Below are 21,147 nucleotides of genomic sequence, written 5' to 3' on the forward strand. Positions count from 1 at the left end.
CGGGCGATTTCGGGCATTCCCGTGTTTAATTCGGGGCCGCCGCGAAAACGGCCGTTTTCGCGGCGGCGCATGCGCGTTCCCCATGTAAGCAGACCGTAGCCTCAGACCCGCAAAACATGCCAGAGTTGCCAGAAGTCGAAGTCACGCGCCGGGGCATCGAGCCCTTTGTCGCGGGCCGCCGCGTCGAGCGTGTCGACGTCCGTACCGCGATGCTGCGCTGGCCCGTGCCGGCGGGGCTCGCCGAGCAGTTGCGCGCGCGCGAGGTGCTCGCCGTCGAGCGCCGCGGCAAGTACCTGCTGTTCGAAGTCGATGCGGGCTGGTTCATCGTCCATCTCGGGATGACCGGCACGCTGCGCGTGCTGCCCGCGGCCGGCGTGCCGGTCGCCGCGAAGCACGATCACATCGACTGGATCTTCGACGAATTCGTGCTGCGGTTCCGCGATCCGCGCCGCTTCGGCGCCGTGCTGTGGCACCCGCGCGAAGCCGGTGACGTGCATGCGCATCCGCTGCTCGCGAGCCTCGGCGTCGAGCCGTTCTCGCCGGCGTTCACCGGCGCGCTGCTGCATGCGCGCACGCGCGGCCGGACGGTGTCGGTCAAGCAGGCGCTGCTCGCGGGCGACATGGTCGTCGGCGTCGGCAACATCTATGCGTCGGAGAGCCTGTTTCGCGCCGGCATCCGGCCGACGACGGCCGCCGGCAAGGTTTCGCTGCCGCGCTACGAACGGCTGGCCGACGCGGTGCGCGCGACGCTCGCCGACGCGATCGAGCGCGGCGGCAGCACGTTGCGCGATTTCGTCGGCAGCAACGGCGAAAGCGGCTACTTCCAGCTCGACTGCTTCGTCTACGATCGCGCCGGCCAGCCGTGCCGCGTATGCGGCACATCGATCCGCCAGATCGTGCAGGGCCAGCGGTCGACCTATTTCTGCCCGACGTGCCAGCGTTGAAACCCTTTTCCACGATCAGACAACTTGAAGCCGCCCCGCATCGCCCCCGCTCCGTTCCCCGTCACGCCGCTGCACCGCACGTTCGCCACGCGTCTCGTCGCGTGGCAGCGCGAGCATGGCCGCCACGACCTGCCCTGGCAGAACACCCGCGATCCGTACCGGATCTGGCTGTCGGAAATCATGCTGCAGCAGACGCAGGTGTCGACCGTCATTCCGTATTACACACGTTTTCTCGACCGCTACCCCGACGTCGCCGCGCTCGCGGCCGCGCCGACCGACGACGTGATGGCGCTGTGGGCGGGGCTCGGCTACTACTCGCGCGCGCGCAACCTGCACCGCTGCGCGCAGGTCGTCGTCGCCGAGCACGGCGGCGCGTTTCCGGCGACGCCCGACGCGCTGGCCGAACTGCCCGGCATCGGCCGCTCGACGGCCGCCGCGATCGCGTCGTTTGCATACGGCGCGCGCGCGACGATCCTCGACGGCAACGTGAAGCGCGTGCTCGCGCGGGTATTCGGCGTCGAGGGCTTTCCGGGCGAGAAGCGCGTCGAGAACGACATGTGGGCGCTCGCCGAATCGCTGCTGCCCGATGCCGCGAACGCGGCCGACGTGAGCGCGTATACGCAGGGGCTGATGGATCTGGGCGCGACGCTGTGCGTGCGCGGCAAGCCCGACTGCGCGCGCTGCCCGTTCGCGGGCGACTGCGTCGCGCAATCGACCGGCCGCCAGCGCGAACTGCCGGCCGCGCGGCCGAAGAAGGCCGTGCCGACCCGCAAGACCTGGATGCTCGTGCTGCGCGACGGCGACGCGGTGCTGCTCGAGCGACGGCCGCCGACCGGCATCTGGGGCGGCCTCTGGAGCCTGCCGCAAGCGGACGGCGATGCCGCGCTCGCGGATCTCGCGCGCGGCTTCGGCGGCGGCGGCACGGTGCCGCTCGCGCCGCTCACGCATACGTTCACGCATTTCCGGCTCGAGATCGAGCCGCGGCTGAGCGATCTGGCGGACGGCGGCGGCCTGCCGTCGCAGGCGCGGGACGCGGACACCGCATGGGTGCCGCTGAACCGGCTCGACGCGTACGGCGTGCCGGCGCCCGTGCGCAAGCTGCTCGATGCGCTGAGCGGGCCGCTGCTGTAACGAACGGGGAAGGGCGCGACGCGGGCCGCATTCGGGAAGGCGCGGAGCGTCGCGCGCCGGAACGGCGTTTGGGCGGGCGCGGTAGCTACAGCCAGCCGTGCCGGTCGAGCACGTGGTGCACGGCGTCGATGCGCGCGCCGACGTCCGGAAACTCCATCAGCTTCTGCCGCGCGCGCAGGTCGAGCGGCAGCAGTTCCGCGAGGCGATTCGATACCCAGCTCGGATCGTCGAGGCGGAACGGTTCGCCGAACGGCATTTTCTGCGGATCGGATTTCTTCAGCGCGTCGATGATGCGCTCGAGCACCTCGGCGCACGAGCCGAACTGCGCGAGCGCCTGTTCGCCTTCGAGCGGGATGTCGTCGGGCAGCGGCTCCGCGATGCCGACCAGCAGCCCGTTGCCTTCGACGCGATACGACAGCAGCTCGAAACGCTGCGTGCCGACCGCCTGCAGATACAGCATCCCGAATTCGCCGGTATCGCACTCGGTGATGCGCGCCATGCAGCCGATGGTTTCGGGCACCGACACCGCGCCATCCTGCGCGACTTCGGGCCCGCTCTTGAGCAGGCACACGCCGAACGGTGCATCGTCGCGCAGGCAGGCGCGCGACATGTCGAGATAGCGCGCCTCGAACACCTTGAGCGGGAGCAGTCCTCCGGGAAACAGCACCGTGTGCAGCGGAAACAGCGGCAGGTCGATCAGGGTGGTCGATAGGGAGGACATGGCGCGCGGGCGTGGGGGCGGTGTCGCTAGGGTCGGTCGACCTCGGAGACGAGCCGCGACGACGCGTCGACATCCACTGGCGCGTCACGATGCCGCACGATCACGTTCGCGTCGCGCGAGAGGCGCGCGGCGAGCGTTTCCGCGATGAACACCGAGCGATGCTGGCCGCCCGTGCAGCCGATGGCGACGGTCAGGTAGCTGCGGTTGTCGTCGCGGAAGTGCGGCAGCCATTTCATCAGGAACGCATGGATGTCGTCGATCATCTGGTGGACGATCGGCAGTGCGTCGAGAAAGGCGATGACCGGCTGGTCGAGCCCGGTGAGCGGGCGCAGCTCATGGTCGTAGTACGGATTCGGCAGCGCGCGCACGTCGAACATCAGGTCGGCGTCGAGCGGCACGCCGCGCTTGAAGCCGAACGATTCGAACATCACCATCAGGTCGTTGTTCTTCTGCTCGATGAAGCGCTTGACCCAGGTGCGCAGCGCGTTCGCGCGCAGCGTGCTGGTATCGATCTGGTGGCCGAATTCGGCGAGCGGCGCGACGAGCTCGCGCTCGCGCTCTATCGCTTCCTCGAGCGACGACAGCAGGCCGACGTCCGCATCGTGCGACCGCGAGCCGGACAGCGGATGGCGGCGGCGCGTTTCGGAGAAGCGCTGGATCAGCGCCTGGGTGCTCGCGTTGAGGAACAGCACGCGCACGTCGTGCTCGCGGGACAACTCGCGGATCAGGCCGGGCATTTCATCGAGCGACGCGCTCGAGCGCGCGTCGATCGCGACCGCGAGCCGGCGCTGGCCGTCCTGCGCGAGGTAGCGGGCGAGTTCGGGGAGCACGTGCGGCGGCAGGTTGTCGACGCAGTAATAGCCTGCGTCTTCGAGCGCGTTCAGCGCGACGGACTTGCCTGAGCCGGAGATGCCGGTGATGAGGACGATGCGCATGGGAGCAGAGAATCCTGACGTTTCATCATAGCACCGGCTCGACGCGTCGGCGTTGCGCGGCCGGCGCGCGCGGGTTACACCAGTTTGCCGGGGAACTGACTGTCGGGATCCTGCATCGCGAGTCGTTGCCGATCCATGAAATCGCGCAACGTGTCGATTCCGCGCAACTGCAGGATCGTGTTCCGGACGGCCGCCTCGACGAGCACCGCGAGGTTGCGGCCGGCCGCGACCTGGATCGTGACCTTGCTGATCGGCAAGCCGAGCACGTCGACGGTCTGGCTTTCGAGCGGCAGGCGCTGGAATTCGCCGTCGGGGCGGCGCACGAGCTGGACGATCAGCTTCAGCTTCATTTTCCGCCGCACCGCGGTTTCGCCGAAGATCGTCTTGATGTCGAGCAGGCCGAGGCCGCGCACTTCGAGCAGGTTCTGCAGCAGCGGCGGGCAGCGCCCTTCGACGAAATCGGGGCCAAGACGGACGAAATCGACCGCGTCGTCGGCGACGAGGCCGTGGCCGCGGCTGATCAGCTCGAGGCCGAGTTCGCTCTTGCCGAGGCCGGAATCGCCGGTCAGCAGCACGCCCATGCCGAGGATGTCGAGGAACACGCCGTGCAACGTCGCACGCGGCGCGAGGATGCGCGACATGTAGAGCCGCAGGCTGTCGATCACCGCGGCGGCCGACATCGGCGTCGTGAACAGCGGGGTGGACGAGCGCGTGCAGCGCAGCACCAGTTCGGGCGGCGCCGCGGCGCCGCCGGCGACGACGAGGAACGGCGGTTCGAGTGCGATCAGCTCGGCCATGTGACGCGAGCGGTCTTCGTCGGTCTGGCGCTGGTAGTAGTCGATCTCGGCTTCGCCGAGCACCTGGATCCGGTTCGGGTGGATCAGGTTCAGGTGGCCGACGAGGTCGGCGCTCGACGTTGCGTTGCCGACCGTGTCGGCCGAAAAGCCGCGTTCCCAGCCTTCATGCCCCGTCAGCCAGCTCAGTTTAAGCGTAGCCGCGTTGTCGTCGAAGATGCTCTGGGCGTTGATGCTGGACGTATCCATGACTCTCGTCACTCCAATGGGCCGGTGCGGGCGCGCGGCGACGGACGTCGCCATGCCGGGCCGGCGCCGGGCGGCCCTGGACGGCGGCACGTGCCGCCTCGTACGGGGAAATATTCCGCCCGGAACAACTCAAGGTTGCCACTGAGTGAGCAGGCGATGCAACTCGGCGATATCCGTTTCGTTGTGCAGACGCTCGCGCGCGTCGCGATCGGACAGCAGTTGCGCGATTTCCGACAGGATCTCGAGGTGCTGCTGGGTGGCTTGCTCGGGGACGAGCAGGAAGATCAGGAGGCCGACGGGCTGGCCGTCGGGCGCTTCGAACGGGATCGGATCGGCGAGGCGGACGAACGCGGCGAGCGGGTGCTTGAGGCCCTTGATGCGACCGTGCGGAATCGCGACACCTTCGCCGAGCCCGGTCGAACCGAGGCGCTCGCGCGCGAACAGGTTGTCCGTGACGGTGCTGCGGCCGATGCCGTTCTGATTCTCGAACATCAGCCCGGCTTGTTCGAAGACGCGTTTCTTGCTGGTGACCGAGAGGTCGATGACGACGTTCTCTATGGGCAGGATTTTGGCTAGGCGATTCATGTTGGCAGGCGATTGGGCGGCCTGGGGTCTCCTTGCGGCGGCGGACTGATTTTCCATGTTCGGCGATATCAAGGCATGTGGCATGGCAACCTGCAACACCGCTACCGCATCCAACACCCCCCGGCGATAACCGGAACATTATAGAGCACAGCCGCGTGCGTGGCGCAGCACGGGCGGACCGGTCGCACTCGCGCTCGGCGCGGCAAAAAAAACGCCCGGCGAACCGGGCGGCGTGCGTGTTGCGGTGACGGTTATTGCGGCGGCAGTTCGATCTGGTCGATCGACGGTTGAAGCTTGATCGGATCGTGCGCATGCGTTTGCAGGCGCTCCATGTGCTTGACGACCTGACGATCCAGCTTGTCGATCAACAGATCGATCGCGGCATACAGGTTGCCGTTCGCGCTTTCGACGAAGATGTCCTTGCCCTTCAGGTGCAGGTTGATTTCCGCGCGCTGCTGCTTGTCCTTTTCCTTGTGGTTGTCGACCGAGAGGATCACAGTGCCATCGATCACCTGATCGCTATGCCGTAGCACCCGGTCCAGCTTGGTGATCACGTATTCGCGAATTGCAGGCGTGACTTCGAGATGATGTCCACTGATCTTCAGGTTCATAGTGCTTCTCCAAGCGAGTGACCACCCGGCCGCATCGAGGCGGCGCTCCGGTCGACTTGCCCGTGCCGCGCGAAGGCGGCGTATCGCGGACAGGTCGCCCGGCCTGTTCCCCGTGTGCGCGGTGGTCGGGACACGCCTGCCGCCGGGCAGGCAGCAGGCTTAAAGAGACTTGCGCAGATTCACTGCCGGGATCTTGAGGGCTTCGCGATATTTCGCAACCGTGCGGCGCGCGACCACGAAACCCTGTTCTGCCAGCAGCTCGGCAATGCGGCTGTCCGAAAGTGGCGATTTTGGGTCTTCAGCTCCTATCAGTTGCTTGATGAGGGCTCGGATGGCGGTCGACGAGGCGGCGCCACCGGTGTCGGTCGAGACGTGAGATCCGAAGAAGTACTTAAATTCAAGCGTCCCGAACGGGGTCAGCATGTACTTCCCGGTTGTCACACGGCTGACAGTCGACTCGTGTAGGCCCAGCGTATCAGCTATTTCCCGCAAAACCAAGGGGCGCATGGCAATTTCACCGTGCGCAAAGAAATTCTTCTGACGCTCGACAATAGCCTGCGCGACACGCAGGATCGTGTCGAAACGCTGCTGGATGTTCTTGATCAACCAGCGCGCTTCCTGGAGCTGCTGCTTCAGCGATCCGGCCGACGGATCGCCGCGGCTGTTGCGCAGGATGTTCGCGTACAGGTTGTTGATCCGCAGGCGTGGCACGACCTCCGGATTGAGCTCCGCGAGCCATCCCTGGCCGGCCTTCTTCACGATGATGTCGGGCACGACGTAGTCGGCCTCGGCCTTGCCGTATGCGGCGCCGGGGAACGGCTCCAGCGAGCGGATCAGCGCGTGCGCGTCGCGCAGCGCGTCGTCGGTCGCTTTCAGGTGCTTGCGCAACCGTGTGAAGTCGCGTGCCGCGAGCAGTTCGAGATGCTGTGACACGATCTCGAGCGCGAGCGTGCGCGTGGGGGACGGATCGAGGCGCAGCAGCTGCAGCTTCAGGCATTCGGAGGCCGAGCGCGCGCCGACGCCGGCCGGGTCGAAGCTGTGCAGCAGCGCGAGCGCCGCGTTCAGTTCGTCGCAGTCGATTTCCAGTTCGGGCGGCAGGTCGGCGAGCACTTCGTCGAGCGTGGCGGTCAGGTAACCGTCGTCGTCGAGCGACTCGATCAGGAACATCACGAGCGCGCGATCGCGCGGGCCGGCCTGCGTGACGCGCAATTGCGCGGACAGGTGGTCGCGCAGCGACGTCGCGGCTTCCTGCACCTGCAGCGGCGGCAGGTCGTCGTCGTCGGACGCGCCGCTCGAGCGGCCGTATTCGTCGAGATTCCACTGCGGGCCGTCGTTGCCGTCGCCGGACCCGTAACCGTCGTATTCGTCGGCGCCGGCCGGCTCGTCGCGCTCCGCGCGATCGCTGGACGTGCTGCTGCCGTTCGTCGCGGCCGGCTCGGTGTTCGGTGCGGGCGGCGTCTGCGCGATCAGCGATCCGTCGGCCGCGACGCGCAGCGGGCTCGCGATCCATTCGTCGTCGTTCTCGAGCAGCGGGTTCTGCGCGACGGCCATCGCGACTTCCTGCTGCAATTCGAGCGTCGACAACTGCAGGAGCCGGATCGACTGCTGCAGCTGAGGCGTCAGCGCAAGATGTTGCGACAGGCGGAGTTGAAGGCTGGCTTTCATGGCAAGGAGGGAGTCATACCGGCAGTTTGCCACGACCCAGGCGCATTGAGCCATCCGCGATTACGCGCGGCGCGCCGCCCGGCCGCGGGCAGGGCCGCGGGCGTGGATGCAAAGCGGGGCGCAGCCCCGCGCGGCGATGCCGGGCGGGGTGCAGCCAGCCACGAGGAGGACGTTACATGCGGAAGTGTTCGCCGAGGTACACGCGGCGCACGCTTTCGTTTTCGATGATTTCGCTCGGCGCGCCGGCGGCCAGCACCGACCCGTCGCTGATGATGTACGCGTGGTCGCAGATGCCGAGCGTTTCGCGGACGTTGTGGTCCGTGATCAGCACGCCGATGTTGCGCTGCTTCAGGAACTTGACGATCTTCTGGATCTCGAGCACCGCGATCGGATCGACGCCGGCGAACGGTTCGTCGAGCAGGATGAAGCTCGGGTTGGTCGCAAGCGCGCGCGCGATTTCGACGCGGCGCCGTTCGCCGCCCGACAGCGACAGCGCGGGATTCTCGCGCAGGTGGCCGATCTGCAGTTCGTCGAGCAGCGCTTCGGTGCGCGACGAGATCGCGTCCTTCGACAGTCGCTTGCCGTCCTCGCCGTACTGCAGCTCGAGCACCGCGCGGATGTTTTCCTCGACGGTCAGCTTGCGGAACACGGACGCTTCCTGCGGCAGGTACGACAGGCCGAGCGACGCGCGCTTGTGGATCGGCAGCAGGCCGATCGAGCTGCCGTTCAGCGAGATTTCGCCCGCGTCCGTCGGCACGAGGCCAACGATCATGTAGAACGACGTGGTCTTGCCGGCGCCGTTCGGGCCGAGCAGGCCGACGACTTCGCCGCTCTTCACGTCGAGCGACACGTCCTTGACGACCGTGCGCGAGCCGTAGCGCTTCTTCAGGTTGCGGACGACGAGCGAACTCGTGGTGCCGGCCGGCTGGCGGTTCGGAAGCGCGTTCATTGGCCCGGTGCTCCCTGGATCGTGGTCGACGGCGACAGCTTGGCCGGCGCGCCGTTCAGCGGCGCGGGGCCGCCGTTCTTCGGCGACAGCATCGCGCGCACGCGGCCGTTCGGGTTGCCCGGCGCCGCGACGTCCTTGCCGCCCTTCGCGGTGTAGAAGTCGCGCTGGCCGTCGTACGTGATCACGCTGCCGTGCACGGTGTCGGCGACCGTCGACGTGCCCTGCAGCCGGCGCACGGTCGCGGCGGTGGTCAGCGTGGTCAGGTCCTGCTTGCCGTCGTAGTCGATGCGCTCGGCGTCGCCGTCGATGTACTCGTCGAGGCCTTCGCGCTTCTGGCGGAACGTCGCGTGCTTCTTGCCGCTGCCGAACGACGTCGCGTACTGATAGCCTTCCGGGTCCTGGCGCACTTCGACGCGATCGCCCTTGATGATGATCGTGCCTTTCGTGATCACGACGTTGCCGGTCGCGACCGTGACCTGCTTCAGATCGTCGTAGGTCAGGTTGTCGGCCTCGACGTTGATCGGCTTGTTCTGGTCGGCCTTCTCGGCATGGGCGAGCGGCGCCAGCCCGACGAGCGGGAGCGCCACGAGCGTCGCGGCGAGCGCGGCGCGGACGGCGCGCGCAGCGCCGCCGGAAATCAGTCGAGGGAACGGTTCGTTCATGCAGTCACGTGAGGGATGCGTCACTTGGGTTGACCTTTCGAGCCGCCGGACGTGTCCGCCGCGGCAATCGTGCCGCGCACGTTGCCGTAAAGCTCGATGACCCGGGTGACGTTGTTGTACTTCATGCCGTCGGTCGCGTTGACGAGCGACAGGCCGCGCTGAAGTTTAACCGGCTTTTCGGTCTGGATCACATCGTCATTGACGAAGATCCGGAAATGCTGGGAATCGGCCTGCATCTGCGGATCGCCGCCGCCGGCCGCGCGCAGGATGCGCGCATCGTCGTACAAATCGACGATCGACACGTCGCCGTTGACGGTGCCGCGCTTCGCGGTGGTCGTCACGACCGGCTTGCCGGGCTGGAACGCGCGCATGGCCGGATCGGTCAGGTCGCTGCCTTCGGTGTCTTCGTAATGAACCAGCTTCGCGGCCGTCAGCCGGTACTGGGTCGTGCCGGTCTGGTCGAGCTCGGTGACCGAGAAGTTGTCCGCGAAATAGTCGGGCGTGTGGCGCTTCGGCTGCGCGACGCCCTCGCCGGGCGGCGGCAGCGTGGCCTGCAGCAGCCACCACGTGACGCCCGCGAGCGCGGCGACCGCGGCGAGCGGCAGCATCTGGGTCCAGCGGAAATGCGTGCTCATCGGTCAGGCTCCGCAGGCGGCGGCGAGCAGCGCGTCGTAGCGGCGCTGCGCGCGCAGGATTGCATCGCAGACCTCGCGCACGGCGCCGTGGCCGCCGCGGGCCTCGGCGACCCAGTGCGCGCGGGCGATCACCTCGGGGTGCGCGTTCGCGGGGGCCGTCGCGAAGCCGCAGCGCAGCATCACCGGCAGGTCGGGCCAGTCGTCGCCCATGTAGCCGCATGCGTCGGCCGTCAGGCCGAGCGACGCGATCAGGTCGGCGAACACGGCGAGCTTGTTCTCGACGCCCTGGAACAGGTGCGCGATCTTCATTTCCTTCGCGCGCGCCGCGACGATCTCCGAGCGGCGGCCCGTGATGATCGCGGTCGCGATGCCGGCTTCGCCGAGCAGCTTCACGCCGTGGCCGTCGAGCGAATTGAACGACTTCATCGCGTCGCCGGCCGCGGTAAACAGCAGGCCGCCGTCGGTCAGCACGCCGTCGACGTCGAAAATCATCAGCTTCACGCGGCTCGCGCGTTCGGCCGCAGTCAGCGCTGCGCTCATCAGATCACCTTCTTCGAAAACAGGTCGTGCATGTTCAGCGCGCCGATCAGCGCGCCGTCGGCATCGACGACCAGCATCTGGTTGATCCGGTGGCGCTCCATCAGTTCCACGGCCTCGACGGCCAGATGATCCGGCGCGATCGTGCGCGGGTTGCGCGTCATGACTTCGGTGATCGGCAGCGTGCGGAAGTCGCCGTCGCGTGCGAGCACGCGGCGCAGGTCGCCGTCCGTGAAGATGCCGGCGACCTTGCCGCCGGCGTCGACCACGGCCGTCATGCCGAGGCGCTTCGCGGTGATCTGGAACAGCGCGTCCGACAGCGTGGCATCGAGCCCGACGGACGGGACGTCGTCGCCCGAGCGCATCACGTCGCGCACGTAGGTGAGCAGGCGGCGTCCGAGCGCGCCGCCCGGGTGCGAGCGTGCGAAGTCTTCCGAGCCGAAGCCGCGCGCGTCGAGCACGGCGACGGCGAGCGCGTCGCCGAGCGCGAGCGCGGCGGTCGTGCTCGCGGTGGGCGCGAGGTTCAGCGGGCACGCTTCCTTCGACACCGCGGCGTTCAGGTGCACGTCGGCGAGCGTGCCGAGGCTCGACCCCGCGCGGCCCGTGATCGCGATCAGCTTCGCGCCGATCCGCTTCACGAGCGGGAGGATCGCGACGAGTTCTTCCGATTCGCCGGAATAGGAGATGCCGATGAAGACGTCGTCGGAGGTGACCATCCCGAGGTCGCCGTGGCTGGCCTCGGCAGGGTGGACGAAGAAGGCCGGCGTACCGGTGCTGGCCAGCGTGGCTGCGATCTTGCGGGCGATATGCCCCGATTTGCCGATCCCGGAGACCACGACGCGGCCTCGGCAGCCGAGCAGCAGCGCCACGGCCTCGACGAAGCCGCCGTCGAGCTGGTCGCGCAGCGCGCGCACGGCGTCCGCCTCGATGTCGAGCACGTCGCGGGCGAGCGCGAGCGCCCGATCATCATTGATTTTCGCTATCATGCGCGGAGTATAGCAAAGGCGTTTGTTCGCCGCGCCGCGCCTTCGGACTCGTCCGAGGTCGCCTGTCCACCGCCACCACCCGCGCCCGCCTTGCCGTGGCCCCGACGAACGAGGATGCTTCGCCTGTGATTTCCCCGCTCGAAATGACCCTGCTGCTGCTGCTGGCCTCGGTGGTGGGCGTCGTCGTATTCCGCTCGTTGAACCTGCCGCCGATGCTCGGCTACCTGACCGTCGGCATCCTGGTCGGCCCGCACGCATTCGGCGTCGCCGCGGATCTCGAGCGGGCCGAGCACCTCGCGGAATTCGGCGTGGTGTTCCTGATGTTTTCGATCGGCCTCGAATTCTCCTTGGCGAAGCTGAGGGCGATGCAGCGGCTCGTGTTCGGCCTCGGCCTGTTGCAGGTCGTCGCGACCCTCGTGCTCGCGCTCGTGCTCGGCGCGCTGTTCGAGCACTGGGTGCACATCACGTGGCAGGGCAGCATCGCGCTCGGCGGCGCGCTCGCGATGTCGTCGACGGCGATCGTGTCGAAGATGCTCGCCGAGCGGCTCGAGATCGAGACCGAGCACGGCCGCAACATCTTCGGCGTGCTGCTGTTCCAGGATCTGGCGGTCGTGCCGCTGCTGATCGTGATCGCCGCGTTCGGCGCCGAATCGTCGAAGGATCTCGCGCTCACGCTCGGCTTCGCGGCCGTCAAGATCGTGATCGCGCTCGCGCTGCTGCTGGTCATCGGCCAGCGCTTCATGACGCGCTGGCTCAACGTCGTCGCTCGGCGCCGCTCGCAGGAGCTGTTCGTGCTGAACCTGCTGCTCGTCACGCTCGGCGCCGCGTTCATCACCGACCGCTTCGGCCTGTCGCTCGCGCTCGGCGCGTTCATCGCGGGGATGCTCATTTCCGAGACGCCGTTCCGCCATCAGGTGGAGGAGGACATCAAGCCGTTCCGCGACGTGCTGCTCGGCCTGTTCTTCGTGACGACGGGGATGCTGCTCGATCCGCGCGTGATCTGGGAGCATCCGTTGATCGTGCTCGGCTTCTTCGTCGGGCAGATCCTGTTCAAGGCGACGATGATCGCCGGGCTCGCGCGGCTGTTCGGCGCGACGCCGGGCGTCGCGATGCGCACGGGGATCGGCCTCGCGCAGGCCGGCGAATTCGGCTTCGTGCTGCTGAACCTGATCCTCGACCGGCATCTCGTCGATTCGACGCTGCTGCAGGCGATCCTCGCGTCGATGCTGCTGTCGATGCTCGCCGCGCCGTTCCTGATCCAGAACGCGGACCGCATCGTGATGCGGCTGTCGTCGACGGAATGGATGCAGCAGTCGCTGCAGATGACGCGGATCGCGACGCAAAGCCTCAAGCAGCGCGGCCACGTGATCATCTGCGGCTACGGCCGCGCGGGCCAGAACCTCGCGCGCATGCTCGAGCAGGAAGGCATTTCGTACGTCGCGCTGGACCTCGACCCCGATCGCGTCAGCGCGGCCGCGACGGCCGGCGAATCGGTCGTATTCGGCGACGCGGCCCGCCGCGAGTCGCTGCTCGCGGCCGGTATCCACCGGGCGGCAGCCGTCGCGATCACCTACGCGAACACGCCGTCGGCGCTGCGCGTACTGCATCACGTGCACGAGCTGGAGCCGACGCTGCCGGCGATCGTGCGCACCGTCGACGACGCCGATCTCGAGAAGCTGCTCGCGGCCGGCGCGACCGAGGTGATTCCGGAGATCGTCGAGGGCAGCCTGATGCTCGCGTCGCACACGCTGGTGCTGGTGGGCGTGCCGATGCGCAAGGTCGTGCGGCGCGTCGAGGAGATGCGCGACGAGCGCTACAGCCTGCTGCGCGGCTATTTCCGCGGCGCGGACGATGCGGACGACGACGATCACGAGCAGGTGCGGCTACAATCGGTGCCGGTCGACGCGCGTGCGGACGCGGTCGGGCGTTCGCTGGAAGAACTCGGGCTGTACGCGCTCGGGCTGGAAGTCACGGCGATCCGCCGGCACGGCATCCGCGGCGTCGAACCCGATCCGCAGACCAAGCTGCGCGCGAGCGACATCGTGGTGCTGCGCGGGCTGCCCGAGGCGCTCGCGCTCGCGGAGGAGCGGCTGTCGCGCCATCGACGCGATCCGCCGGCCGCGGCCGCGTGAGCCGCCATTCACAACCTGACCCGTATTGATCAGAAACGGTGCCCGATCTTCGCGCACCGTTTTTTTCGGAGAGTTTCATGCCGCATTCGTCGTCGGGCGCACCGCTCGATCCGGTCGCCTTCATCCACAGCCAGATCCGCACGGTGCCCGACTGGCCGCAGCCGGGCGTGCAGTTCCGCGACATCACGACGCTGCTGCAGAGCCCGAAGGCGCTGCGCATCCTCGTCGACCTGTTCGTCGAACGCTATGTCGACGCGAAGCTCGACTACGTCGCGGGCCTCGACGCGCGCGGCTTCATCATCGCGCCGATCGTCGCGTACGAGCTGAGCGTCGGCTTCGTGCCGATCCGCAAGGTCGGCAAGCTGCCGTACAAGACGCGTTCGGAATCGTACGACCTCGAATACGGCAGCGCGACGGTCGAGATCCACGAAGATGCGTGCCGCCCCGGCGACCGCGTGATCATCATGGACGACCTGATCGCGACCGGCGGCACGATGATGGCGGGGCGCAACCTGCTGCAGCGGCTTGGCGCGGTGGTCGTCGAAGGCGCGGCGATCATCGACCTGCCCGATCTCGGCGGCTCGACGCTGCTGCGCAACGCCGGACTGCCGGTCTATACCGTCACCGAATTCTCCGGCCACTGAACGCCGGTCCGTCGGGGCCGGCCGTCGCGGCTTGCCTTGATTCACGCTTGGTTCACATTCCGCAGCGAGGTCACGATGCCCAACTTCATGCTGTTTCTCGCCACGTCGATCGCGATCACGTTCGCGCCGGGTCCCGACAACCTGCAGGTGCTCGCACGCGGCATCTCGCAGGGCCGCGCGGCCGGCTTCGTCGCCGCGCTCGGCTTCACGGCGGGGATCCTGTTCCACACGACGCTCGCGGCGCTCGGCGTCGCGGCCGTGCTGCGTTCGTCGCCGGTCGCGTTCCAGATCCTGAAGCTCGCGGGCGCCGCGTACCTCGTGTGGATCGGCATCAAGGCGCTGCGCAGCCAGGGGCTCGCGAACGCGCATGCGCGCCCGCCGCAGCCGCTCGCCACGATCTTCCGGCAGAGCGTGATCGGCAACCTGATGAACCCGAAGGTCACGTTGTTCTTCGTCGTGTTCCTGCCGCAGTTCGTCGATCCGCACGGCGCGCAGGGCGTGACGCTGCAGATGTTCGAGCTCGGCGCGCTGTTCATGCTGCAGACGGCCGCGGTCTTCTCGCTGTTCGGCGTCGGCGCGGGCATGATCGGCGCGTGGCTGAAGCGTCGCCCGAAGGCCGGCGTATGGCTCGACCGGATCGCCGGCGCGACGTTCATCGCGATCGGCATCCGTGTCGCGCTGAAGGACTGAGCGCGATGACGTTTCCGTGCATCGCGGCCGCGCGCCGCTTCGATCCGGCCGCGCACCTGCGTTTCGAGATCGCCGGCCAGGCGGTCGGCTGGGTGCGCCGCCAGGACGTCGCGAAGCTCGCGCGCTGGCCCGACGTGTTCGAGCTGACCGCCGAGCGGGTCGTGCTGTCGTCGCGCTACGATTCGGTCGACGCGCGCAGCATGGCGCTGGCCGGCGCGATCGGCGCGCTGGCGGCCGAAGGCGCGATTCCCGGCTGGCGCGACGAGATCTACGCGATCCGCAACCGCTTCGACGATCCGCCGCTCGCGTACATCGAGCGCGCCGCGTCGCGCTTCTTCGGCACGCAGACCTATGCGGTGCACGTGAACGGCATCGTAGAATATGCGGTTACGCCGGGCGAGCCGCCTGCCGCGGCTGCGCCGAAGATGTGGCTCGGCCGTCGCAGCGCGACCAAGGCGACCGACCCCGGCATGCTCGACAACGTCGTCGCCGGCGGGATCGGCTGGGGGCTCGGCGTTCACGAGACGCTCGCGAAGGAATGCTGGGAAGAAGCCGGGATTCCGGCCGACCTGGCGGCGCGCGCGATCGCGGGCCGCACGGTGCAGGTGCTGAACTCGCTGCCGGAAGGCACGCAGTCGGAACTGATCTTCGTGTACGACCTGCCGCTGCCGCACGACTTCGCGCCGCGCAACCAGGACGGCGAAGTGGCCGAGCACCTGCTGGCCGGCGTGCCCGAGGTGATCGGCTGGCTGCGCGAAGGCCGCGCGACGATGGATGCGAGCCTCGCAACGCTCGACACGCTGCTGCGCCACCGCTGGATATCGGCGGCTGACGCCGCCGGCATCGACGCGCTGTTCGTGCCGGCCGCATGACGTGCGCCGCGACGCGCGCCGAGCGGCGCGAACGGGCAATTTGACGAATACGGAAACAATGGGAGTAGCGGTCATGCCGACCGATCACAGCTTTATCTTGAAACTGTCGTGCCCCGACCGGCACGGCATCGTCCATGCGGTCTCGGGCTTCCTGTTCGAGCGCAGCAACAACATCCTCGATTCCGCGCAGTTCGGCGACAGCCGCACCAGCGAGTTCTTCATGCGCGTGCACTTCGAGCAGGACGGCGGCGGCGAGGATGCCGCGTCGGCGCTCGACACGCTTCGCAAGGAATTTGCGCCGCTCGCCGAACAGTTCTCGATGCGCTGGGAGCTGCACGATGCGGCCGTGAAGCCGCGCGTCGTGATCATGGTGTCGAAGATCGGCCACTGCCTGAACGACCTGCTGTTCCGCTATCGCACCGGCCAGCTGCCGATCGAGATTCCGGCGATCGTGTCGAACCACAAGGAGTTCTACCAGCTCGCGGCGAGCTACAACATTCCGTTCCATCACTTCCCGCTGATCGGCGGTTCGTCCGATGCCGCGAAGGCTGCGCAGGAAGCGCGCGTGCTGGAAGTGATCGACGAGCACCAGGCCGATCTGGTCGTGCTCGCGCGCTACATGCAGATCCTGTCGCCGAACATGTGCGAGCAACTCGCCGGGCGCGCGATCAACATCCACCATTCGTTCCTGCCGAGCTTCAAGGGCGCGAAGCCTTACTACCAGGCGTTCGACCGCGGCGTGAAGCTGATCGGCGCGACCGCGCACTACGTGACGACCGATCTCGACGAAGGCCCGATCATCGAGCAGGAAGTCGAGCGCGTCGACCACAGCATGACGCCCGACCAGCTGACCGCGATCGGCCGCGACGTCGAATGCGTGACGCTCGCGCGGGCGGTGAAGTGGCACGTCGAGCACCGGATCGTGCTGAACGGGACGAAGACGGTCGTGTTCCGCTGATCCGTCGGCTCCGAAAGGCTGGCTTCGCAAGCGAAAACGCCGCGCCCTTCACGGGGCGCGGCGTTTTTGTTTGCCGTGGCGAGCGCGCGGCTTCAGATCAGCCGCAGCAAGTACAGCTCGCGTTTCAGGTACGCATAGAAGATCGGCGCGGCGATCACGCCCGGCAGCCCGAACGCGGCCTCCATGATCAGCATCGCGAGCAGCAGTTCCCAGGCCCGCGACTCGATCTGGCCGCCGATGATCTTCGCGTTCAGGAAGTATTCGAGCTTGTGGATGACCACGAGGAACGCGAGCGACGCAATCGCGGTGCCCATGCTGACCGACAGCGACACCGCGACGATCAGCGTGTTCGAGATCAGGTTGCCGATCACGGGCAGCAGGCCGACGATGAACGTGACGAGCACGAGCGTTTTCGACAGCGGCAGCCGCTGATGGAAGATCGGCAGCGCGACGAGCAGGTAGATGCCGGTGAATGCCGCGTTGATCGCCGAGATCTTGATCTGCGCGAACACGATGCGGCGGAACGCGTCGGCGAAGCGCGACACGCGCGTGACGAGCGCGGTCGACAGCGGCCGGCGCACCTTGCCCTGCTCGACGCCGATCGCGATCATCGCGCCGATGATCATCCCGAACAGCACGTGGCCGAAGCCGCGCGCGACGCTCTTGCCGCTTTGCTGGAGCTGGTCCATGTGCGAGTGCATCAGCACGGCCGCCTTCGTCTTCATCTGTTCGACGTCGACGGGCAGCAGATTGGCGATCCAGGCCGGCGTGCGTGCGCGGGTCTGCTCGACGATCTGCATCAGCTGGCCGAGCAGGCTCTGCAGGTTCGGCACCGTGTGCTCGAAATGCTCGATGACGGCGAGCGTCAGGCCGGTGAGCGCGCCGACGATCGCGATCGACAACAGCACGACGGCGACCCAGCGCGCGCGCATGCTGGTGGTATGGCGTTCGATCGCGGGGGCGATCGTGTGGATCAGCTGATAGACGAGCAGGCCGGCCAGCATCCCGCCGAGCAGCTTGAGCTCGAGGACGAGCCACATCATGACGAGCGCGAAGAGATAGCTGCCGATCTCGAGCGCCGACAGCTTCGGCAGGCTCAAGTCGCTCGTCAGCCGCACGCTGCGCAGGTGCGGTTCGCGGTTCTGCGTGTCGCGCGACTCTTGTTGCTTCTCCATCGTCGATTCCTGTTGTCCCTGTGTCGTGCCGCGGAGCACGCGGCAGAACGCGGGTCGCCCGGTGCCGCACCGGATTGGTGCGGATGGCGAACCTTACGGCCGTAAAGTATAGCTGCCATTATGGTCCGCAAACGGGCCGTTTGGCGCGTGGTGTAAACGCAGAAGGGAAAACGAGGGGGCGCGGCCGTCCGCGGCGGGCGCGCGACCGGGCGGCCGCGCGCGGGAAGGGCGGAGCCGGCGTCAGCCGGTCGCGACTTTGCGGGTCGGACGCTTGAGCAGCGGCGCGAGGTACTTGCCGGTGAAGCTCGCCTTGGTCTTCGCGACCTGCTCGGGCGTGCCCTGCGCGATGATCTGGCCGCCGCCGGCGCCGCCTTCGGGGCCGAGGTCGATCACCCAGTCGGCGGTCTTGATCACGTCGAGGTTGTGCTCGATGATCACGACCGTGTTGCCCTGGTCGCGCAGCCGGTGGATCACTTCGAGCAGCAGCGCGATGTCGTGGAAGTGCAGGCCGGTGGTCGGCTCGTCGAGGATGTACAGCGTGCGGCCGGTGTCGCGCTTGGACAGCTCCAGCGACAGCTTCACGCGCTGCGCCTCGCCGCCCGACAGCGTCGTGGCCGACTGGCCGAGGCGGATGTAGCCGAGGCCGACGTCGAGCAGCGTCTTCAGCTTGCGCGCGATGACCGGCACCGCGCTGAAGAACTCGTACGCGTGCTCGACCGTCATGTCGAGCACTTCGCTGATGTTCTTGCCCTTGTACTGCACTTCGAGCGTTTCGCGGTTGTAGCGCTTGCCGTGGCACACGTCGCACGGCACGTACACGTCCGGCAGGAAGTGCATCTCGACCTTCAGCACGCCGTCGCCCTGGCACGATTCGCAGCGGCCGCCCTTCACGTTGAACGAGAAGCGGCCCGGATCGTAGCCGCGCTCCTTCGACGTCGGGACGCCCGAGAACAGCTCGCGGATCGGCGTGAACAGGCCCGTGTACGTGGCCGGGTTCGAACGCGGCGTGCGGCCGATCGGCGACTGGTCGACGTTGATCACCTTGTCGAAGTGCTCGAGGCCCTCGATCGCCTCGTGCGGCGCCGGCTCGGCCGACGAGCCGTACAGGTGGCGCGCGACCGCGTGATACAGCGTGTCGTTGATCAGCGTCGACTTGCCGGAGCCCGACACGCCGGTGATGCAGGTCAAGAGCCCGACCGGCAGCTCGAGATCGACGTGCTTCAGGTTGTTGCCGTGCGCGTCGACGATGCGCAGCATCCGCTCCGGATCGGGCGACATGCGCTCGTCCGGATACTCGATCACGCGCTTGCCGACGAGGTACTGGCCGGTCAGCGACTGCGGATTCGACTGCACCTGCTTCGGCGTGCCTTCGGCCACCACGACGCCGCCGTGCTCGCCCGCGCCGGGGCCCATGTCGACGACGTAGTCGGCCGTGCGGATCATGTCCTCGTCGTGCTCGACGACGATCACCGAGTTGCCGAGATCGCGCAGGTGCTTGAGCGTCGCGATCAGGCGGTCGTTGTCGCGCTGGTGCAGGCCGATCGACGGCTCGTCGAGCACGTACATCACGCCCGTGAGCCCCGAGCCGATCTGCGACGCGAGCCGGATCCGCTGCGCTTCGCCGCCCGACAACGTCTCGGCGCTGCGCTCGAGCGACAGGTAGTCGAGGCCGACGTTGTTCAGGAACGTCAGGCGCGCGACGATTTCCTTGATCACCTTGTCGGCGATCTCGCGCTTCGCGCCGTCGAGCGTCAGCCCGTCGAAATAGCCGAGCGCGTCGCGCAGCGGCCAGCCGCTGATTTCATAGATGCCGCGCGCATGGTCGCCGGTGCCGATCCGCACGTGGCGTGCCTCGCGGCGCAGGCGCGTGCCGTCGCACGACGGGCACGGCTGGTTGTTCTGGTACTTCGACAGCTCTTCGCGCACCGCGACCGAATCGGTTTCGCGATAGCGGCGTTCGAGGTTCGGGATGATCCCTTCGAACACGTGCTCGCGGATCGTCGTGCGGCCGCGCTCGTTGATGTACGAGAACGGGATCGTCTGCTTGCCCGAACCGAACAGCAGCACCTTGCGGATCTTTTCGGGCAGATCCTCGAATGCGGCGTCGATGTCGAATTCGTAGAACGCCGCGAGGCTCTGCAGCATCTGGAAGTAGAACTGGTTGCGGCGGTCCCAGCCTTTCACCGCGCCGGCGGCCAGCGACAGCGACGGGTGCGCGACGACCCGCTTCGGGTCGAAGAACGTGATCTGGCCGAGGCCGTCGCATTCCGGGCACGCGCCCATCGGGTTGTTGAACGAGAACAGGCGCGGTTCGAGCTCCTGCAGCGAATACGAGCAGATCGGGCACGCGAACTTCGAGCTGAACAGGTGTTCGCGGTCGGTATCCATCTCGAGTGCGACCGCGCGGCCGTCGGCGAGGCGCAGCGCCGTCTCGAACGATTCGGCGAGCCGCTGCTTCATGTCCGGACGCACCTTCAGGCGATCGACGACGACGTCGATCGTGTGCTTGTCGTTCTTCTTCAGCTTCGGCAGCGACTCGACCTCGTAGATCTTCGCGACGCCTTCGTTCGCGGCGCCGCCGCCCGAGCGCACGCGAAAGCGCACGAAGCCCTGCGCCTGCATCTCCTCGAACAGCTCGGCGTGCTCGCCCTTGCGGTTCGCGACGACGGGCGCGAGGATCATCAGCTTGGTTTCCTCGGGCAGCGCGAGCGCCGCGTCGACCATCTGCGACACGCTCTGCGCCTCGAGCGGGATATCGTGGTCGGGACAGTATGGCGTGCCGACACGTGCGTACAAAAGTCGCAGGTAGTCGTGGATTTCCGTGACCGTGCCGACGGTCGAACGCGGGTTGTGGGACGTCGCCTTCTGCTCGATCGAGATCGCCGGCGACAGCCCCTCGATCAGGTCGACGTCGGGCTTCTCCATCAGCTGCAGGAACTGGCGGGCGTACGCGGACAGGCTTTCCACGTAGCGGCGCTGGCCCTCGGCATAAAGGGTGTCGAACGCGAGCGACGACTTGCCCGACCCGGACAACCCGGTAATCACGACCAGCTTGTGGCGCGGCAGGTCGAGATTGACGTTTTTCAGGTTGTGGGTGCGTGCCCCACGGATACGGATCTGTTCCATGAACCTGGCGAAAATGGAGGGAACCAAACCTGCTACTATAACGGCTTTTCGAGACCGTCGTTTACGGCCCCCAGCCTTTACAGCAGGTGGCAGCAAGGCGACACCTGCGCCGGGAAAAGCGGTCGCGCCGCACGTTCCGCGCGGCC

At 67.5% G+C, this 21,147-nt stretch carries 20 protein-coding genes; 7 read left to right on the forward strand and 13 right to left on the reverse strand.

Features of this window, described 5'->3' with window-relative positions:
- The first annotated feature begins 116 nt into the window (after positions 1-116).
- Both mutM and mutY read left to right on the forward strand, forming a co-directional pair.
- Entirely contained in the window at positions 117-944 is an 828-nt protein-coding gene (gene mutM / locus A9Z05_RS23875; protein WP_050014869.1) for a bifunctional DNA-formamidopyrimidine glycosylase/DNA-(apurinic or apyrimidinic site) lyase, read from the forward strand.
- Between the two features lie 24 nt (positions 945-968).
- On the forward strand, positions 969-2,075 hold the full coding sequence (mutY, locus tag A9Z05_RS23880; protein WP_069620281.1) for an A/G-specific adenine glycosylase: 1,107 nt from the start codon (positions 969-971) through the stop codon (positions 2,073-2,075).
- An 85-nt stretch (positions 2,076-2,160) separates the two neighbouring features.
- Here the strand turns inward: mutY and A9Z05_RS23885 are convergent, their stop codons facing one another.
- The 11 genes from A9Z05_RS23885 to kdsD form a co-directional block, all read right to left on the reverse strand.
- Positions 2,161-2,796, reverse strand: coding sequence for an LON peptidase substrate-binding domain-containing protein (locus tag A9Z05_RS23885; RefSeq protein WP_059575655.1), 636 nt, complete (start codon positions 2,794-2,796; stop codon positions 2,161-2,163).
- A 26-nt stretch (positions 2,797-2,822) separates the two neighbouring features.
- Positions 2,823-3,731, reverse strand: a complete 909-nt coding sequence (gene rapZ / locus A9Z05_RS23890) for an RNase adapter RapZ (protein ID WP_069620282.1) — start codon at positions 3,729-3,731, stop codon at positions 2,823-2,825.
- A gap of 74 nt (positions 3,732-3,805) precedes the next feature.
- Positions 3,806-4,774 (reverse strand): HPr(Ser) kinase/phosphatase, encoded by a 969-nt coding sequence (gene hprK / locus A9Z05_RS23895; RefSeq protein WP_006483133.1) that lies wholly within the window; start codon positions 4,772-4,774, stop codon positions 3,806-3,808.
- 129 nt (positions 4,775-4,903) lie between these two features.
- Positions 4,904-5,416 carry a PTS sugar transporter subunit IIA gene (locus tag A9Z05_RS23900; RefSeq protein ID WP_069620283.1) on the reverse strand — a complete coding sequence of 171 codons (513 nt, stop codon included), beginning with the start codon at positions 5,414-5,416 and terminating at the stop codon, positions 4,904-4,906.
- A 194-nt stretch (positions 5,417-5,610) separates the two neighbouring features.
- Complete coding sequence (gene hpf / locus A9Z05_RS23905; RefSeq protein WP_006477786.1) at positions 5,611-5,970, reverse strand: ribosome hibernation-promoting factor, HPF/YfiA family; 360 nt, start codon at positions 5,968-5,970, stop codon at positions 5,611-5,613.
- A gap of 159 nt (positions 5,971-6,129) precedes the next feature.
- Entirely contained in the window at positions 6,130-7,635 is a 1,506-nt protein-coding gene (locus tag A9Z05_RS23910; RefSeq protein WP_069620284.1) for an RNA polymerase factor sigma-54, read from the reverse strand.
- 172 nt (positions 7,636-7,807) lie between these two features.
- Positions 7,808-8,584 (reverse strand): LPS export ABC transporter ATP-binding protein, encoded by a 777-nt coding sequence (gene lptB / locus A9Z05_RS23915; protein ID WP_069620285.1) that lies wholly within the window; start codon positions 8,582-8,584, stop codon positions 7,808-7,810.
- Positions 8,581-9,246: a lipopolysaccharide transport periplasmic protein LptA gene (gene lptA / locus A9Z05_RS23920; RefSeq protein WP_050014883.1), complete on the reverse strand. Its 666-nt coding sequence runs from the start codon at positions 9,244-9,246 to the stop codon at positions 8,581-8,583. Before lptA ends, lptB begins: the two co-directional genes overlap by 4 nt.
- 20 nt (positions 9,247-9,266) lie before the next feature.
- A complete protein-coding gene (gene lptC, locus A9Z05_RS23925) occupies positions 9,267-9,881 on the reverse strand; it encodes an LPS export ABC transporter periplasmic protein LptC (protein ID WP_012329238.1) in 615 nt (204 codons plus the stop codon).
- 3 nt (positions 9,882-9,884) lie between these two features.
- Positions 9,885-10,421, reverse strand: coding sequence for an HAD family hydrolase (locus tag A9Z05_RS23930; RefSeq protein WP_069620286.1), 537 nt, complete (start codon positions 10,419-10,421; stop codon positions 9,885-9,887).
- A complete protein-coding gene (gene kdsD / locus A9Z05_RS23935; RefSeq protein WP_050014887.1) occupies positions 10,421-11,404 on the reverse strand; it encodes an arabinose 5-phosphate isomerase KdsD in 984 nt (327 codons plus the stop codon). The genes A9Z05_RS23930 and kdsD overlap by 1 nt, the downstream gene beginning before the upstream one ends.
- 125 nt (positions 11,405-11,529) lie before the next feature.
- On the opposite strand from kdsD, the gene A9Z05_RS23940 reads away from it, so the two are divergent.
- The 5 genes from A9Z05_RS23940 to purU all read left to right on the forward strand — a co-directional run bounded on the left by A9Z05_RS23940 (position 11,530) and on the right by purU (position 16,700).
- Positions 11,530-13,536, forward strand: coding sequence for a monovalent cation:proton antiporter family protein (locus A9Z05_RS23940; RefSeq protein WP_069620287.1), 2,007 nt, complete (start codon positions 11,530-11,532; stop codon positions 13,534-13,536).
- A gap of 77 nt (positions 13,537-13,613) precedes the next feature.
- Positions 13,614-14,180, forward strand: a complete 567-nt coding sequence (locus A9Z05_RS23945) for an adenine phosphoribosyltransferase (protein WP_069620288.1) — start codon at positions 13,614-13,616, stop codon at positions 14,178-14,180.
- Positions 14,181-14,255: 75 nt separating this feature from the next.
- Positions 14,256-14,870 (forward strand): LysE family translocator, encoded by a 615-nt coding sequence (locus A9Z05_RS23950; protein WP_069620289.1) that lies wholly within the window; start codon positions 14,256-14,258, stop codon positions 14,868-14,870.
- 5 nt (positions 14,871-14,875) lie between these two features.
- A complete protein-coding gene (locus A9Z05_RS23955) occupies positions 14,876-15,742 on the forward strand; it encodes an NUDIX hydrolase family protein (protein ID WP_069620290.1) in 867 nt (288 codons plus the stop codon).
- A gap of 73 nt (positions 15,743-15,815) precedes the next feature.
- Positions 15,816-16,700: a formyltetrahydrofolate deformylase gene (gene purU, locus A9Z05_RS23960; protein ID WP_069620291.1), complete on the forward strand. Its 885-nt coding sequence runs from the start codon at positions 15,816-15,818 to the stop codon at positions 16,698-16,700.
- A gap of 92 nt (positions 16,701-16,792) precedes the next feature.
- Here the strand turns inward: purU and A9Z05_RS23965 are convergent, their stop codons facing one another.
- Both A9Z05_RS23965 and uvrA read right to left on the reverse strand, forming a co-directional pair.
- Positions 16,793-17,875, reverse strand: coding sequence for an AI-2E family transporter (locus A9Z05_RS23965; RefSeq protein WP_069620292.1), 1,083 nt, complete (start codon positions 17,873-17,875; stop codon positions 16,793-16,795).
- A 240-nt stretch (positions 17,876-18,115) separates the two neighbouring features.
- Positions 18,116-21,001 (reverse strand): excinuclease ABC subunit UvrA, encoded by a 2,886-nt coding sequence (gene uvrA, locus A9Z05_RS23970; RefSeq protein ID WP_069620293.1) that lies wholly within the window; start codon positions 20,999-21,001, stop codon positions 18,116-18,118.
- Positions 21,002-21,147: the final 146 nt, after the last annotated feature.

The organism is Burkholderia sp. A2 (assembly GCF_001729305.1).
Classification (GTDB): Bacteria; Pseudomonadota; Gammaproteobacteria; order Burkholderiales; family Burkholderiaceae; genus Burkholderia; species Burkholderia sola.

What these genes read in the sequence shown, in the direction of transcription:
- mutM (WP_050014869.1), top strand. Translation starts at nt 117, where the DNA reads ATGCCAGAGTTGCCAGAAGTCGAAGTCACGCGCCGGGGCATCGAGCCC.
- A9Z05_RS23885 (WP_059575655.1), bottom strand. Translation starts at nt 2,796, where the DNA reads ATGTCCTCCCTATCGACCACCCTGATCGACCTGCCGCTGTTTCCGCTG.
- rapZ (WP_069620282.1), bottom strand. Translation starts at nt 3,731, where the DNA reads ATGCGCATCGTCCTCATCACCGGCATCTCCGGCTCAGGCAAGTCCGTC.
- hprK (WP_006483133.1), bottom strand. Translation starts at nt 4,774, where the DNA reads ATGGATACGTCCAGCATCAACGCCCAGAGCATCTTCGACGACAACGCG.
- A9Z05_RS23900 (WP_069620283.1), bottom strand. Translation starts at nt 5,416, where the DNA reads ATGGAAAATCAGTCCGCCGCCGCAAGGAGACCCCAGGCCGCCCAATCG.
- hpf (WP_006477786.1), bottom strand. Translation starts at nt 5,970, where the DNA reads ATGAACCTGAAGATCAGTGGACATCATCTCGAAGTCACGCCTGCAATT.
- A9Z05_RS23910 (WP_069620284.1), bottom strand. Translation starts at nt 7,635, where the DNA reads ATGAAAGCCAGCCTTCAACTCCGCCTGTCGCAACATCTTGCGCTGACG.
- lptB (WP_069620285.1), bottom strand. Translation starts at nt 8,584, where the DNA reads ATGAACGCGCTTCCGAACCGCCAGCCGGCCGGCACCACGAGTTCGCTC.
- lptA (WP_050014883.1), bottom strand. Translation starts at nt 9,246, where the DNA reads ATGAACGAACCGTTCCCTCGACTGATTTCCGGCGGCGCTGCGCGCGCC.
- lptC (WP_012329238.1), bottom strand. Translation starts at nt 9,881, where the DNA reads ATGAGCACGCATTTCCGCTGGACCCAGATGCTGCCGCTCGCCGCGGTC.
- A9Z05_RS23930 (WP_069620286.1), bottom strand. Translation starts at nt 10,421, where the DNA reads ATGAGCGCAGCGCTGACTGCGGCCGAACGCGCGAGCCGCGTGAAGCTG.
- kdsD (WP_050014887.1), bottom strand. Translation starts at nt 11,404, where the DNA reads ATGATAGCGAAAATCAATGATGATCGGGCGCTCGCGCTCGCCCGCGAC.
- A9Z05_RS23945 (WP_069620288.1), top strand. Translation starts at nt 13,614, where the DNA reads ATGCCGCATTCGTCGTCGGGCGCACCGCTCGATCCGGTCGCCTTCATC.
- A9Z05_RS23950 (WP_069620289.1), top strand. Translation starts at nt 14,256, where the DNA reads ATGCCCAACTTCATGCTGTTTCTCGCCACGTCGATCGCGATCACGTTC.
- A9Z05_RS23955 (WP_069620290.1), top strand. Translation starts at nt 14,876, where the DNA reads ATGACGTTTCCGTGCATCGCGGCCGCGCGCCGCTTCGATCCGGCCGCG.
- purU (WP_069620291.1), top strand. Translation starts at nt 15,816, where the DNA reads ATGCCGACCGATCACAGCTTTATCTTGAAACTGTCGTGCCCCGACCGG.
- A9Z05_RS23965 (WP_069620292.1), bottom strand. Translation starts at nt 17,875, where the DNA reads ATGGAGAAGCAACAAGAGTCGCGCGACACGCAGAACCGCGAACCGCAC.
- uvrA (WP_069620293.1), bottom strand. Translation starts at nt 21,001, where the DNA reads ATGGAACAGATCCGTATCCGTGGGGCACGCACCCACAACCTGAAAAAC.